The following is a 14,860-nucleotide window of genomic DNA, read 5'->3' on the forward strand; positions in this document are numbered from 1 at the left end:
GTTTTGTAACATGTCGCTAAAGACTATGAGGTATGAGGGAGGAAAGTTTATGGCATTAAAATTATGTCCAAAATGTGGGAAAGAGATTGATGATAAAAGCAAGGAGTGTATCTATTGTGGGTTTTCTGTTTCAGAGACAAGTGGAGAGGCAGATAAAGAATTTGAAGAAAAGCCAGTCCTTGATGGAGACGGGGATGAGAATAAGAATCCAGATGAAGATATACATAATTGTACGGACAATAAAAAATCAAACAATAAAAATAAAATAATTATTGGAATAGCAGCAGCTTCTGTTATAGTAATAGCTTTTGTTGTTTTCTTTGCTACTTCAAATCTTAGAGCGTATTCAAAAGCGGAAAATTTATTAGCTGACAAAGAGTATGAAAAGGCTATACATGCATTTGAAAAGTTAGATGGATATAAGAATTCTGATGAAATGATAGAAAAGTGTCATCTGGATTGGGGTAAAGATTTGATAGAAGAAGGGCAGTACACAGAGGCTTTGGAAAAATTACAAGCCGCCGGTTCTGGAAAGGACGTAGAAGCAGCAACGCAAGAGTGCATATATAAGCAGTCGGTTTTATATATGGAATATGATCAATATGAAGAAGCAATTAAAAATTTAGAAATGATAGAAGATTATGAAGATAGTAAAGAACTTTTAGGTGAATGTAAATATATTATAGGAAAAGGGCTGTATGAAAAAAAAGATTATGAGAATGCATTAAAATATTTAGATAAATTAAAATATAAAGATAGTGAAGCAATGGTTGAAAATATAAAGAACAACCCATATTCCATAAACAAGTTTATTGAAAGATACAATGCCATGGCAGATATATTGAATGAAACTAAAGGAGCGGGAGTTAAAAAGCTGGATGTGAATAATGTCTCTGATAACAAAATAGAAACAGGGACTGAGGCGGTATTGAAGTTTAACAGTTCATCGGATGAAGATATTGATTGTAAGTATGAAATAACATCATTTATGTGGAGCAAAAAAGGCTGGATATTTGTAGACGAAAACTTGCTTACTGCAGAGTGGTATTGCAGTGTTGCGGGATTCGTACCAGACAGTAATTATGATTCGGTAGGTGATATCTTAACCAGTGTGACAAATGGTTCGGAAAACAGTCTATATGCTTCCGCCAAATTCGGGGATTCAAATTATACTATATCCAAATCGAAAAAAGTGATAACTTTAGCTGGTCAACGTATGGAATAGGAAAAGTGTGGGATACCAGCTTGATGCAGCATAGGGGCAGAGTCGTGGAATCCGGCTCTGCCCCTTTCTCAGTTCTTTACATCAGTCGTTTCCGACAATCTGCAGCTCTTTCGGGTATTTCGTCAATACTTCACATCCGTCTTCTGTCACGATTACAAGATCTTCAATCCTGACACCGACGTCGTCTTTCAGATAGATGCCTGGCTCGATGGAAAAACACATGCCAGGCTGTGCAATCAGGTCGCAGGATGCGCTTGCCTCCGGCGGCTCATGGACAGTCATGCCGACGCCATGTCCGGTGCGGGTGAGGAACTTGTCTCCGTAACCGGCATCGGTGATAACCTTGCGGGCAACGGCGTCAATATCGCACATTTTAACTCCGGGTTTTACAAAATCAATAGCCGCCTGCTGCGCCTCTTTTACGATTTCGTATACTTTCCTATGCTCATCACTGACACTCTTGTAGAATACGGTGCGTGTCATGTCACACCAGTAATTGTCGACAGGCGCCCAGAGGTCGAACAGCACTGCATCGCCCTCTTTCAGCTTTTCTCCCGCCACAGCCCCGTGGTGTGGTTCGGCCGCGTTCTTGCCGTAGCACACATACTGGAGCTGTATATCTCTGGCGGCGCCATGCGCTTCAAAGAATTCTTCAATCATATCGGAGAGCTGCTTCTCATCCAGGCTCGGGTCAATATGGCTGATGGCGAATTCAACAGCCATGTCGTTGATTCTCGAGGCATTGCGTAATAGTTCACGTTCCTCTTCGTCTTTCTGGCTTTTGCACAGATCTACACAATCAGAACCCAGCACCGGAATGATATCGTCTCTTTCCTGCAGGATGGAAATCGTGTGTTTGGACGGCCAGTTCTTATCAAAACCGACCTTACCGGGCTTAAGTTCCGCTGCAATCAGTGCATATGGGTTTTCGCCGTCTGCGTAATAGTGCATTATCATGCCTTCGATTGGATCGAAGCAGAAAAGGTTATTCATAAATGCATGTACTTCTCCGCTGTCTTTAATCAATATAGCGCCGCAGCGTTCCATCGGATTGACAGTCCGCTTCGTCAGGTAAAATATGGACGGGTCGTCTGTGACGAGTATCTGGCTCAGGCCGGATGCCTTCATATTTTCTACAACTCTTGCAAATCTTTTCTTATTCATCATAACTTCTGCTCCTTTTCATAATAAAATATGTACGGTACCGTAACAGATATGGCGGTTTCGACATTAGCCGGCTTCTGCTTCTGCGGCAGCGCCTCCACCTGCCCTCAGCTTTGCGAGCTCCGCACGGCGTTCTTTGGTAAAATGTCTGTATCCCATACATGCAAGAAAGCCGATTCCGATGAGGATGAGGAATCCTGTAAACATGACACGGTACCCGGATATGCCGTCAAAGGTAGACAGGCACCAGCCGTTGAATAACGGCATGATGCTCTCGGCGCCGTAGCCTAACGGGGTGATGATGAATGTTGCGGCACCCATCGTCTCTATCGGATAATTACCTTCTTCCATTATAGCATAATGCAGCGCCTGTGCAGAATACATAAACATACATAAGATTGCGATACTGATGATAAGCATCCACATGAATTTCATAGACTTTGGTGTGACGAGCAGTCCTGCCACGCCAACAGCCATGAGGACAAGGTTTGCCAGCATCATGGAAGATAGCCCTTTACGGTCTGCAATCTGTCCGCCGATCCAGCACCCTGCAAAACGGAACCCATTTGCCGCATAACCCATAATACCTGCCAGTGCCGCGGACATTCCAAAGGCGGCTGTACAATATGGCACGACATAGGTATAGCTGATGATAACGCCGTACGTAGTGAACATAATGATGACCAGCATCCACGTAGTCGGCATCTTGAGTGCCTTTAGCACTTCACGGGCAAAGTTGGTGTCTTTTTCCTTTGCGGTCTTTGTGAAATCCGGCAGTCTGTTTCTCAAAGCGAAATAACAGATGACACCTACGATGATAGCTTCGAGAGCGTAGAAGACAATCAGTCCGGTCATGCCCCGTGTGTCTCCGACAACTCTGCACAGGGCAGTAAATGCAGCCATAATGAGCAATCCTGAGCCGAAATTCAAGATGCCCCGTCCCATGTCAAACAGTGCATATCCTCTGGCCTGCTCCTCGGACCTGCTCAGTGTCCGCAGAACCTTCATAAGCGGATTCCAGAATGTCAGAATCGTCGTGATTCCCCATATCGCATAGATAGCAACATGGACAGGATATGCCGGTTTGGTAAGCAGGATCAGTCCTGCTGCACCGGTCACGACGAGGGAGCCTGGAACTACGATTTTCAGCGGAGCTCTGTCAGCTACCCATCCGCCAAGGCAGTAACCTACGATTGCCAGAGCACCGTATACGCTGCCAAGAGCGCCCATCTGCAGATCGTTGATTCCAAAATATGCCAGATACGCATCATAGTAGTAGTAGCGGAAATAAGGCAGAAGATAGGCAGTCATACCTGCCAGTGCTATCAATAATATAATAGGTCTGTTCTTTTTATATCCAACGTTGTTATCCATATGTTTTCTCCTTCATATCGGTTACAATCCATTAATCCTTCAGTTACCTCGTATACCCGTCCACAACTATGTCAGCAGTGGGATAGACGCAGCCGTTTTTCATAACGAAGTCGCACTCGCTCAATGCGTCGCAGTCGTCTAACAGGTCCCTGTGCCATCCGGCTATGTCTGCCAGCTTGCCTGGCTCGATTGTTCCAATCAGGTGGTCCATTTTCAAGATTCCTGCATTTACGCTTGTTGCAGCCTTTAAAGTTCGGAATGCCCCCATGCCCGAACGCATCCAGCTTCTGTATTCGTACCAGCTTTCGTATGGCTGATGGACGGCGCAGAAATCAGATCCAAAACCGAGCCTGATCTTACTGTCTCTGATAATCTGTCTGCTTTCTTTCAAACGTGGTGCGAATTTTCTTAATTTCATCTGGCTGTCTTCTGTATTCTTGTCAACAAGATTATCATTTCCTTCGATGACATCCTGAAATGGTGAAAATGTTGGAACTAAATATGTATCCTGCTTTTCGAACATTTTGGCGGTCTCTTCGTCCATGAGCGCACCGTGCTCCATACCGTCGATTCCGAATTCAAGCAGCTTTTTCATCATTCTTGGCGGATACACATGTGCTGTGACCGGTTTTCCCAGATCATGTGCCGTCTGGATGATGATCTGTAATTCCTCGTCGTCCAGATAGCTGATTTCAGGACCTCCGTCCGGACTCAGGAAACTGCCTGACAAGAAGATCTTGATAAAATCAGTGCCGTACTTTACCTCCCTGCGAACCTGATTCCGGAAGAAATCCCTGCCGCTCCCGATTGTCTTTATCTGCATATAATCCGAAAGTGGTTCATTGGTGCATGCATACATGCTCATGTCTCCCGGCATGCCCGGTCCTCCAAGCATATGTGCGCCGACATTCATCCTGGCAGCAGGGAACAGTCCTCTGTCAATCACATTCCTGGCGTCTACGATGCCATAGCCTGCCGGCCCCATCCCGTTACATCTGATTGTGGTAAAACCTCTCTCCAGGCAGCGCTCTGCGGTATGCAGGAAGGCGAGTGTACTATATCCTTCTGACTGAAAGAGGATATTGTCGGTTTCCTGCCATCGCATCAGATTGCCATGCACATGGGCATCAATCATCCCTGGCGTAACCGTGAGATGCTTCAGATTGATTACGTTCACATCCTTCGGTCTGGAAAGATTCCTGCCCACTGCTGTAATACGGCTGCCTTCTACCAGGATTTCCATATCTGGTGTCAAGTCTTCATGAATTCCATCGAAAAGTCTGCCACAAATAATCAAGTGTGATTTTTTCATTGCTTCACCTCCGCATTGAATTTGATAATATTATAACATGAATAAAATAATTGTAAATAAATTTTTATAAATATGAAAATATAATCTATATTTTTACAGCATAAATAATATTTTATTTGAATACATATTTTTTTAACAATCTCTATTTCTAGAAGATTGGTGAAAGAGATTCTGCCTGAATGATGTAATAGGATTAGAGCTTGTAATCGGCGGGCATGTATTGTAGTATAGCTTTATAAAATATCGAGATAAAAGGAGGAGAAGAACTTGTTAGAAGCGTTAAAAAAAGAAGTGTATGAGGCGAATATGCTGCTTCCAAAGTACGGGCTGGTTACATTTACATGGGGTAATGTAAGTGGGATAGACAGAGAAAAGGGACTGTTTGTCATTAAACCAAGCGGTGTGGATTACGATAAGCTGAAAGCAGAAGATATGGTAGTTATGAATCTGGATGGGAATAAAGTTGAGGGTGAATATAATCCTTCTTCGGACACGGCGACCCACCTTGAGCTCTACAAGGCATTCCCGGATATGGGAGGAATCGTACATACCCATTCCGAATGGGCGACCAGCTGGGCCCAGGCCGGCAGAGGGATACCCTGCTATGGAACGACTCATGCTGATTACATGTATGGGGAGATTCCTTGTGTGCGCAATCTTACGAGAGAAGAGATAGAAGAGGCCTATGAGAAGAATACAGGCCTGCTGATAGCAGAACACTTCAAAGGAAAAGAATACATGGCGATGCCTGCCGTACTCTGTAAGAACCACGGGCCTTTTACGTGGGGAAGCAATGCGGACGAAGCGGTACACAACGCGGTCGTCCTGGAAGAGGTGGCGAAGATGGCGGCCCGATGTGAGCTGATTAACCCGCAGGTGCGGCCCGCGCCTCAGGATCTGCAGGATAAGCATTACTATAGAAAACACGGCGCAAATGCATACTATGGACAAAAGAAATAACCGGAATCACAGAACCGGCGTATTCCGCAGCCTCCAGCCAGGCCTGCAGAATACGCCGGTTTATTCAAGCTCCTTAATAATATCTGCCAGCGCTTCTTCAACCGAATCTGTCGTACAAGAGGCATGCCGTAAGGCAGCCGGCGGCGCATAAGACATGGCATAGCTTGTGCCTGCAAGCTGAAGCATCTCTTCATCGTTGCACTGATCGCCGAAGGCGATACAGTCCTGTGCGTCAATCTCAAGATAATCCAAAAGTACCTGCAGTGCATTCCCTTTATTGGCTCCAGGGGTAATAAAATCAACCCAGATATTACCGGATGTCACGATTTTGATTTCATCTGAAAAGAGTTCCTTAAAATGTGCTTCCGTATGTGCGGTGCCGTCAAAGTCACAGAGCGCCAGCTTTAAGAAGGGCTCTTCTACGTCTGTCTTTAAATCATCTACAAATTCCATGTCGTTACCGACAACATTCAACATATGTTCCGCGAAGCGGGGATTCCGTGAATCTGTGTAGCAGACGCGCTCCCCGGATACGATACATTCACAGCGCCCGTAATCTCGGACCGCGTCAAGAATGCGAAGTCCCAGGTTCCTGCTGACCGTTCCCTTTGAAAGTGTTTTCCCCTCATAGATGCTTAAGGAGCCATTCTCCGCCACGTAGGCAATATCATCCTTTACCGGTGCGAACAGGCGCCGCAGATTCGTGTACTGGCGGCCGCTGGCAGCAGTAAATAAAATGCCATGACTTTTCAACGTTCTTATCATATCAAATACTTCCGGACTCAGGCGCTGTGCCCCATTCTGAAGAAGTGTGCCATCCAAATCACTGGCAATCAACTTAACCATATCAGCCTCCTAATATAAATATAATCATGGACAGGCTCTGCATGCCCTTTTGACCTTGGTATCATTATATTACATTGGCAGGAAATAGAAAAGAGATGATGCACAAAACGGACAAATGTAAATTAATATGAAAAATGTCATTGCTTTTTTTGTGCAGTAAACGTATAATTGTTCTTGTAAAATCATTTAAAATATATAAATTGCACAAAACAGAGAAAGGAGGGGAGATATGTCATATAGGAATACATACAGGATTGGAGTCTATGAGAAGGCCATGCCCGCTGAGCTGGCATGGGAGGAGCGTCTGGAGGCTGCCAGGGAAGCCGGTTTTGACTATATAGAAATGAGCATTGATGAGACGGATATGAGAATGTCCCGGCTTGACTGGAGCGACGAACAGATATATGAGCTCTTAGAAGCACAGAAAAGAGTGGGAATTCCGATAGAGACAATCTGCTTCAGTGCACAGCGGAAATATCCGTTAGGGAGTAGAAAGTGGGAAAAAGAGGCCAGGGAGCTTCTGCGCAAGGGGATTCTGTTTGCCGGGAAAATGGGCATTCGTATAATACAGGCGCAGGGATATGACTGCTATTATGACGAGACGAGCGATAAGGCTACAAGAGAAAGATTCTACAGAAATCTGGAAGAAGGGACGATGTTTGCAGCATCCCATGGTGTAATGCTGGCTATCGAGACGATGGAAAATGATTTCATGAATACGGTGGAGAAAGCGATGTACAGTGTAAACAGGGTAAATTCACCGTATCTCCAGGTGTACCCCGACATTGGAAATATCTTTAATGCCACGAATGATGTGGCAGCAGATATCAATACCGGAAGAGGGCATATCGCGGCAGCCCATCTGAAAGAGACTGTAATTGGAAAATTCAGAGAAATTCCATATGGGACAGGACAGGTAGACTTCCCCATGGCCATTGCAAAGCTATATGAGCAGGGAGTCAGAAGATTTGTTGCGGAATTCTGGTACTGCGGGGAAGAGAACTGGCGGGAAATCGTGCGGACGAACAGAGCTTTTCTTGAGGAGCAGTTTGAAAGGGCAAGACATCTTCTCGGCCTGCCGGATGATATCAGCGCATAAGAAGTTCGGAAAGGAGTTCTGAGAATGGGAAAGTATGTAATTGGTCTGGATAACGGCGGCACTTCTACGAAAGCAGCTATCTTTGATCTGAAAGGAAAGGAAATCGCTTCCGCCGGAAAGCAGACGAAAGTTATCACTCCGAAATCGGGCTATACAGAACGTGATATGGAGGAACTCTGGCTGGCCAACTGTGACTGTGTAAAGAGGGCCATTGAGAAGGCAGGGACGAATGGCGCTGATATACTTGGAATAGCTGTATGTGGACATGGGAAAGGGCTGTATCCGTGGGGCAAAGACGGCAGGCCTGCATATAACGGCATTATTTCTACTGACAGCCGCGCCTGGAAATATCCGAAGAGATGGCATGACAACGGAGTATATGACGAGCTGCACGGCCAGCTGTGCCAGGAACTTATGGCCTGTCAGCAGGTATCGCTGCTTGCATGGTTCAAGGAGCATCACAGAGATGTATACGACAATATGGAGTATGTATTCTCTGTAAAAGATTATATACGGTTCCGACTTACCGGAGAAGCCTACAGTGAAGCGACAGACATCTCCGGCTCCGGCCTCATGGATGTGAAGCATGCAAGGTTCGACAGGACGATACTGGAAAAGCTCGGCATAGGAGAGGTATACGACAAACTGGCTCCGGTAAGATATTCGTATGACTTATGCGGTACCGTTACAAAAACGGCGGCGGAACTTACCGGGCTCCTGGAAGGGACACCTGTGGCAGGGGGGATGTTTGACATCGACGCCTGTGCCGTCGCGGTGAACGTCATGTCGCCAGACGAGCTGTGTACGATAGCCGGGACCTGGAGCATTAACGAATACATCTCCAAGACGCCCGTACTGGACGGAAGCGTTGCGATGAATTCATTATTTGCCGTACCGGGATACTATCTGGTAGAAGAATGCAGCGCCACTTCTTCCGGCAATCTGGAATGGTTCCTGGAAAACTGTATGGAAGGAGAAGAGATACCGGATGGAAAGACAATATACGATGTGGTAAATGAAAAGGTGAGCAGCATAAAGCCGGAAGAATCGGATGTATACTTCCTGCCTTTCCTGTATGGATCCAATGCCCATCCGCTCGGGAAAGGAGCGTTTGTCGGGCTTACTACTTACCATGACAAGGCACATATGCTGAGAGCTGTCTATGAAGGCGTGGCATATTCCCACCGGACTCATATCGAGCGCCTTCTGTCTTCGAGGAAGCCACCAGAGGCGATTCGCATGGCGGGCGGTGCGGTAAACTCCAAAGTCTGGGTCCAGATGTTCGCGGATGCGCTGGGACTGCCAATCGAGACGGTGGAGGCAAAGGAGTTGGGCGCTCTTGGCTGCGGAATGGCAGCGGCAATCGCGGCAGGAGTATACAAAGATTATAAAGACGCTGCAGACCATATGGTACATATATCGGACCGGATTTATCCGGATAGAGACAAGACTTTTGTCTACCAGAAGAAATATGAAAAGTACCGCGAAGTGGTCAGAGCGCTTGATACTGTCTGGGGACAGTTCGAGGTATAGAATATTATGATGAAAAATGAAAGGTGGAAACATTATGGCAAACCAAGGAAGTACCCCGAAAACGATGAAGGCATTGGTGGCATACGGAAAAGATGACTACCGCTTTGAAGCGGAATATCCCACACCAGATTGCGGGCCGGATGATATCATCATTCAGACAGAAGCGTGCGGCATCTGTGCCGGCGATTTAAAGTGCAGCCACGGAGCCGCAATGTTCTGGGGAGATGATGTACAGCCGGCATGGGTAAAGCCTCCGTTTATACCTGGTCATGAATTTTTCGGCCGTATCGTGGAAATGGGTGAAAATGTAGAAGGCTATAAGCTGGGAGACAGAATTATTGCGGATCAGATCGTTCCATGCGGAAAATGCCGGTTCTGCAAAGACGGCCATTATTGGATGTGCCAGCCACATGATATGCTGGGCTTCCAGTCATATAATAACGGAGGTATGGCAGAGTATGTAAGATATCCAAAGAACTGTGTCATCAGCAGTGTTCCCGAAGATATGAGCATCGAGCAGGCACTTCTTGTAGAACCTTATGGCTGTTCCAAACATGCGGTAGACAGGGGAAGCATCACAAATGAGGACATCGTAGTCATATCTGGTGCAGGGACACTCGGCCTTGGTATGATTACATATGCAAGGATGAAAAATCCTAAACGATTAATCGTACTGGATATGCAGGATGCACGCCTAGAAAAGGCGAAAGAGTTTGGTGCGGATCTAGTGTTCAATCCGGGAACCTGCGATATTGACAAGGAGATAAAAGCTTTGACGGATGATTACGGCTGTGATGTATATATCGAGGCTACAGGCCATCCATCCAGCGTTATCCAGGGCCTTACAATCACAAGAAAGCTTGGCCGGTTTGTGGAATTCAGCGTGTTCGGTGCCGAGACCTCTGTCGACTGGTCTATCATCGGAGACAGGAAGGAGCTGGATATCCTTGGAGCACACTTAAGCCCGTATGCCTATCCATTCGTCATCGACAATATGATGAAAGGCTGCTTGAAGACCGAAGGCGTCGTCTCAAGCATGTTCCGTATTGAGGAGTGGGAGAAGGCCTTCGACTATGCATCTGGAAAATACGGCGATTTCAAAGTGGCATTCAAGTTTTAACTGGGGGTTTAAGTAAAGTGGCTGCGGACAGGGAGCCGGGTGGCATCTGCTCCGATGCGTCCGAGGCTCTGACTAGTCCACGGCCTCCTAACTTTGCGGAAGAGTCGCTGATAGCAGCTCCTCTCCCACAAACTAAGGATTCCGGGACGGATTCTCCGCCTCTTCCGCTTACACCTGCGCATCTCCCACCCGGCTCCCCGCCCGCTATCTACTTCACTTAACAAGGGCGAGTGCGGCTGTGTGACGTTACTGGCCAGCGGATGAACGCTGGCTGCGTGAGATGAATGATAAGAGTTTTGTTCATCCAGACGAATCAGGCTGGCGAATATGTTCGTTGTTTAGCGCTTGCAGCGAGGCGTGCGCGCCATTGCTGCAAGAAGAGCCGGAACCAGGCAGGGGATGTCATCTCATACATATCCCCGTACCTGATTCCGGCTCTTCTTATATTAAGATTTCTCTTCGGCAAAGGGCTTAGCTTGCTTAGCCCTTTATCACTATGCTGACACAACCAAATCCCTTCCATCAGCCAATCGTGTTACACAGCCGCCCCCACCCATGCCAGTAAAGTAGATAGCCGCTGGGGAGGTATGGGACAGATGCGCAGGTGTAAGCGGAAGGGACGGAGAATCCTCACCAGATTCCTTGGCTTGTGGGGTGAGAGCCGCTATCGGCGAACATTCCACAGGCTTAGGAATCTGTGTGATAGTCGCAGTTCCCGGACGCATCGGAGCAGATGCCCCATACCTCCCCAGCGGCGTCTCAGTTTACTTAAACCCCCAATTACCGGTACTTCCTGAACACTTTTTCAAACAAGACTAGTATCCCGTACACGATCAGGGACGGGCCGAACAGGATGCACAGGCCTTTTGTAAAAGTAAAACGGATGAATAAGAATCCGGCAACACCATAAAATGCGGCGGCAATGAGCGTCACAGGTGCATACATGAAAGTGAACACGAAAGAATTGAACAATATCTCTGCGAAACTGCCGGTAAAGTTTATCATAACCGGGTATACCCAGAGCATGATGAGCGCTGCCGTCAGATAGGCAAGACCGGATATGGATATCAGTATGGTCCTGCCAGGCACGGATGCAGCCGTCAGTATGTAACACGCTGCCGCAAATGCCACGGTAAGCAGCGCGAAGGCAATCCAGATGACGGCTGCTCTTTTCCAGTGCAGCTTAAAACCGGACTTGAAATTCTGCAAGACTTCTGTGCTGCCGCGAAAAAGCCGGTTAGCCGTATAATATTGGGCGGCTGTCGCCGGTCCGATCGTAACGATTGGGATGCAGCATATGAACCAGATAATATTTAAAAGAGTCAGACGGCTCAACAGAAGAGCAGTCTTCATAAAGCCGCTGTCATATTCAAAAACTTTCATAGTACGGACCTCCGGTTATCAGTTTATGGAGTAATCATACAATAAAAAACAGGTGGATGCAAGAAAAAAGAACGTCGTTAAAGAAAAAAACAAACAAAAGAATAAACAAAAAATAAGTTATATTAGTGCAAATATACCTTAAATACGGCATAAAACAAGACAAATGACAAAATGCTTGACAAATGACATGATTGGGAATATACTGGCTTTAGACAAAATGCATAAAAAATCGGGCAGGTAAACCGAAAAAAGAAGCACTTTTTTATGCAGAGAATGTATCAAAAGGGAGGAAAAAAGTATGAAAAAAAGAGTAATCAGTGTTCTTCTATGTGCAGTGATGGTTGGCTCGATGCTGGCAGGATGCGGCAAAAGCTCCGATTCCGGCGGCGGTGATGACGACAAGGCAAAGTCAAGCGGCAAGGCCGAAGATTTTGACTGGAAAAACTACGAAGGCACGACAATCAATGTTATGTTCAATGAGCATAATTATTCGAAAGCAGTAATTTCAAAAATTGAAGAGTTTGAAGATCTGACAGGTATTACGGTAGAGTATTCATCCACACCGGAATCAAATTACTTCGACAAGCTGAACACATCCTTAAGCAGCCGTTCCGGTACTCCGGATGTGTATATGACCGGTGCATATCAGGTATGGGAATATGCGTCAGCCGGTTATATGGAACCATTGGAAGATTACATAAACGATGCTTCGAAGACAGCAGCCGACTACAATTATGATGACTTTATCAGTGCGACGGTAGATCCTCTTAAATGGGATCTTGTTCCGGGGCACGCAGTTGGCGAAGGTTCTCAGTGGGCACTCCCGATGGGATGGGAATTGAATAACCTGGCTTACAACAAGAAGGTATTTGAGGAAAAAGGAATATCTGTTCCGACGACTACAGACGAGCTGCTTGAGACGGCAAAATCGCTAAACGAATTTAACGGCTCCGGTTCTTACGGTATCGCAGTACGCGGTACACGTGAATGGGCCACTATCCATCCCGGATATATGTCATTGTTCGCTACCTGGGGTGGAAAAGACTTTGCAATCGAAGACGGCAAGCTCGTGTGCCAGCTGGATTCCAAAGAAGCAATCGAAATGACGGATTACTGGGTGAAATTGATAAAAGAAGCAGGCGCTCCGCAGTGGTCCAACTATACGTGGTATGAGGCGAGCTCAGACCTTGGCGCAGGAAAAGCCGCTATGTTATTTGATGCTACAAGTGCCGGTTACTTCCAGAACTACGAAGGCGCATCCGACCAGTCGGGCAACATCGCATGGTCAACGATTCCGCTTCCAGAAGGAAAGACAGAAGAGGATATGAAGGCAAATGTCTGGATATGGTCACTTGCTATGAATGCTGATTCAAAGAATAAAGATGCCGCATGGTATTTCATCCAGTATTTTACGAGCCCGGATTACATGCTTTATGCAGGAACTGACGGAGCAAGCCCGGATACGCCACGTACATCTGTAATGGAGAGTGATGAGTACAAAGCAATTGTCGGAAAAGCAGACAACTACCTTGAATCCATCGATGTGTTATCCAAAAATGCGACGATTCAGTTTACGCCTCAGCCGTACTTCTTCGAGTGTACGACCAAATGGGCGGAAGTGCTCCAAGATCTGGTACTTACTGATAAGTATTCATCCACAGAAGATGCTATGAAACAGCTGAAGAAGGATCTGGATACGATTGTATCTGATCTAGAAGTATCCGATTAACTCTGGAAAAACAATAGCAGCTCATTAATTCTTAAGGGTGAAAGGCAAGGAGGGGTTACCTGACCCTCCTTGATTTTTTTCTAATATGAAATCCTGCTTTAATTGAATCAGGAAAACAGAAATTGGAGGAAACGCAAATGAAAGAGCAGAAAAAAAACAGTGCCGCGGTGAGCGAGCTGAATGTGGTGCCGTTTAAGACGAGGATGCGTCCGTACCTGATTGTAGCTCCTGCACTGATTATTACGATTGGAATTATGATTCCTTTTGTGATGTCTATCTATTTCTCGCTGACAAGCTACTCATTCCGGATGCCGACGTACAGTTTTATCGGGTTGAAGAACTGGATTACTATACTTTCTTCGTCGGGATTCTGGAAATCAGTATGGGTAACCTTGCGGTATGCATTCTTCAGCACCGTGCTTGAGATGGGGATAGGCCTGGGGATTGCCATGCTGCTGAACAATCTGGAAAATCGATTTTCAAAGATTCTCAGGGTCGTTCTCATATTCCCTCTTATGGTTGCGCCGATTACCGCTACCATTATATGGCAGCTGATGCTGAACAACTCCGTAGGTATCGTAGAAAAGTTCCTGAACTTCTTCGGGGTATATAACTTCCCGTGGGCGGCCAGCGCGTCGACGGCTATGATGACGGTCGTGATGATTGACATATGGGTGAATACATCGTTCTGCATGCTGTTAGTGCTTGCAGGGCTGCAGTCACTTCCAAAATCACCGTTTGAGTCAGCGAAGATTGACGGAGGAAGTGCATGGTTCAACTTCCGGAATCTGACACTGCCTATGCTGAAGCCAAGCTTATACATCGCACTGCTGTTCCGTCTTATGGCGGCACTGCAGGAATATGCCATTATATTCGGACTGACAAAAGGAGGGCCGGGCGACACGCTTATGAACCTGTCCCTGACCTCATACCAGACAGGGTTCCAGTTCCAGAAATTTGGATTTGCCCTCCCGTACATACTTGTACTTTGGGTATTTATAAATATCGTGGCCAAGCAGATTGTCAAGAGGCAGCGCATGGCTCAGAAGCTCGCGTCCGGACAGGATGAGTAGCCAGCGGCTTAAAAGACATAAAACATATAGTCAGAAAGGATG

General features: G+C 46.5%; 12 protein-coding genes. 7 read left to right on the forward strand and 5 right to left on the reverse strand.

Going from position 1 to position 14,860, the window contains the following annotated elements:
- Positions 1–49: 49 nt before the first annotated feature.
- Complete coding sequence (locus HJV72_RS13815) at positions 50–1,225, forward strand: zinc-ribbon domain-containing protein (protein WP_208071747.1); 1,176 nt, start codon at positions 50–52, stop codon at positions 1,223–1,225.
- Between the two features lie 81 nt (positions 1,226–1,306).
- Here the strand turns inward: HJV72_RS13815 and HJV72_RS13820 are convergent, their stop codons facing one another.
- The 3 genes from HJV72_RS13820 to HJV72_RS13830 all read right to left on the reverse strand — a co-directional run bounded on the left by HJV72_RS13820 (position 1,307) and on the right by HJV72_RS13830 (position 5,075).
- Positions 1,307–2,392 carry a M24 family metallopeptidase gene (locus tag HJV72_RS13820; RefSeq protein WP_243765647.1) on the reverse strand — a complete coding sequence of 362 codons (1,086 nt, stop codon included), beginning with the start codon at positions 2,390–2,392 and terminating at the stop codon, positions 1,307–1,309.
- A 63-nt stretch (positions 2,393–2,455) separates the two neighbouring features.
- A complete protein-coding gene (locus HJV72_RS13825) occupies positions 2,456–3,763 on the reverse strand; it encodes an MFS transporter (RefSeq protein WP_208071748.1) in 1,308 nt (435 codons plus the stop codon).
- Positions 3,764–3,806: 43 nt separating this feature from the next.
- Positions 3,807–5,075, reverse strand: a complete 1,269-nt coding sequence (locus HJV72_RS13830) for an amidohydrolase family protein (protein WP_208071749.1) — start codon at positions 5,073–5,075, stop codon at positions 3,807–3,809.
- 267 nt (positions 5,076–5,342) lie between these two features.
- Between HJV72_RS13830 and HJV72_RS13835 the strand changes: the two genes are divergently transcribed.
- The gene (locus tag HJV72_RS13835) at positions 5,343–6,035 is read left to right on the forward strand and encodes an L-ribulose-5-phosphate 4-epimerase (RefSeq protein WP_208071751.1); all 693 of its coding nucleotides are present in this window, start codon (positions 5,343–5,345) and stop codon (positions 6,033–6,035) included.
- Positions 6,036–6,095: 60 nt separating this feature from the next.
- Here the strand turns inward: HJV72_RS13835 and HJV72_RS13840 are convergent, their stop codons facing one another.
- Positions 6,096–6,881 (reverse strand): HAD family hydrolase, encoded by a 786-nt coding sequence (locus tag HJV72_RS13840; protein ID WP_208071753.1) that lies wholly within the window; start codon positions 6,879–6,881, stop codon positions 6,096–6,098.
- A 229-nt stretch (positions 6,882–7,110) separates the two neighbouring features.
- Between HJV72_RS13840 and HJV72_RS13845 the strand changes: the two genes are divergently transcribed.
- The 3 genes from HJV72_RS13845 to HJV72_RS13855 are packed head-to-tail and all read left to right on the forward strand — an operon-like array spanning position 7,111 to position 10,633.
- The gene (locus tag HJV72_RS13845) at positions 7,111–7,980 is read left to right on the forward strand and encodes an L-ribulose-5-phosphate 3-epimerase (protein WP_208071755.1); all 870 of its coding nucleotides are present in this window, start codon (positions 7,111–7,113) and stop codon (positions 7,978–7,980) included.
- 24 nt (positions 7,981–8,004) lie between these two features.
- Positions 8,005–9,513 carry an FGGY-family carbohydrate kinase gene (locus tag HJV72_RS13850; protein WP_208071757.1) on the forward strand — a complete coding sequence of 503 codons (1,509 nt, stop codon included), beginning with the start codon at positions 8,005–8,007 and terminating at the stop codon, positions 9,511–9,513.
- Positions 9,514–9,547: 34 nt separating this feature from the next.
- Positions 9,548–10,633 (forward strand): alcohol dehydrogenase catalytic domain-containing protein, encoded by a 1,086-nt coding sequence (locus HJV72_RS13855; RefSeq protein WP_208071759.1) that lies wholly within the window; start codon positions 9,548–9,550, stop codon positions 10,631–10,633.
- Between the two features lie 780 nt (positions 10,634–11,413).
- On the opposite strand, the gene HJV72_RS13860 is transcribed toward HJV72_RS13855, so the two are convergent.
- A complete protein-coding gene (locus tag HJV72_RS13860) occupies positions 11,414–12,016 on the reverse strand; it encodes a DUF624 domain-containing protein (protein WP_208071761.1) in 603 nt (200 codons plus the stop codon).
- 298 nt (positions 12,017–12,314) lie between these two features.
- Here HJV72_RS13860 and HJV72_RS13865 point away from each other — a divergent pair, with 298 nt between their 5' ends.
- Together HJV72_RS13865 and HJV72_RS13870 are read left to right on the forward strand one after the other, a co-directional pair.
- Positions 12,315–13,745, forward strand: a complete 1,431-nt coding sequence (locus tag HJV72_RS13865; protein WP_208071762.1) for an ABC transporter substrate-binding protein — start codon at positions 12,315–12,317, stop codon at positions 13,743–13,745.
- 137 nt (positions 13,746–13,882) lie between these two features.
- A complete protein-coding gene (locus tag HJV72_RS13870) occupies positions 13,883–14,818 on the forward strand; it encodes a carbohydrate ABC transporter permease (protein ID WP_066580604.1) in 936 nt (311 codons plus the stop codon).
- Positions 14,819–14,860 lie beyond the last annotated feature (42 nt).

The sequence above is a fragment of the Extibacter sp. GGCC_0201 genome (genome assembly GCF_017566055.1).
In the GTDB taxonomy this organism is placed as follows: domain Bacteria; phylum Bacillota; class Clostridia; order Lachnospirales; family Lachnospiraceae; genus Extibacter.

Bases quoted from the DNA above. Each gene is read 5' to 3' on its own strand.
- HJV72_RS13850 (WP_208071757.1), top strand. From the start codon at position 8,005: ATGGGAAAGTATGTAATTGGTCTGGATAACGGCGGCACTTCTACGAAA.
- HJV72_RS13870 (WP_066580604.1), top strand. From the start codon at position 13,883: ATGAAAGAGCAGAAAAAAAACAGTGCCGCGGTGAGCGAGCTGAATGTG.
- HJV72_RS13830 (WP_208071749.1), bottom strand. From the start codon at position 5,075: ATGAAAAAATCACACTTGATTATTTGTGGCAGACTTTTCGATGGAATT.
- HJV72_RS13860 (WP_208071761.1), bottom strand. From the start codon at position 12,016: ATGAAAGTTTTTGAATATGACAGCGGCTTTATGAAGACTGCTCTTCTG.
- HJV72_RS13845 (WP_208071755.1), top strand. From the start codon at position 7,111: ATGTCATATAGGAATACATACAGGATTGGAGTCTATGAGAAGGCCATG.
- HJV72_RS13825 (WP_208071748.1), bottom strand. From the start codon at position 3,763: ATGGATAACAACGTTGGATATAAAAAGAACAGACCTATTATATTATTG.
- HJV72_RS13815 (WP_208071747.1), top strand. From the start codon at position 50: ATGGCATTAAAATTATGTCCAAAATGTGGGAAAGAGATTGATGATAAA.
- HJV72_RS13855 (WP_208071759.1), top strand. From the start codon at position 9,548: ATGGCAAACCAAGGAAGTACCCCGAAAACGATGAAGGCATTGGTGGCA.
- HJV72_RS13820 (WP_243765647.1), bottom strand. From the start codon at position 2,392: ATGATGAATAAGAAAAGATTTGCAAGAGTTGTAGAAAATATGAAGGCA.
- HJV72_RS13865 (WP_208071762.1), top strand. From the start codon at position 12,315: ATGAAAAAAAGAGTAATCAGTGTTCTTCTATGTGCAGTGATGGTTGGC.
- HJV72_RS13840 (WP_208071753.1), bottom strand. From the start codon at position 6,881: ATGGTTAAGTTGATTGCCAGTGATTTGGATGGCACACTTCTTCAGAAT.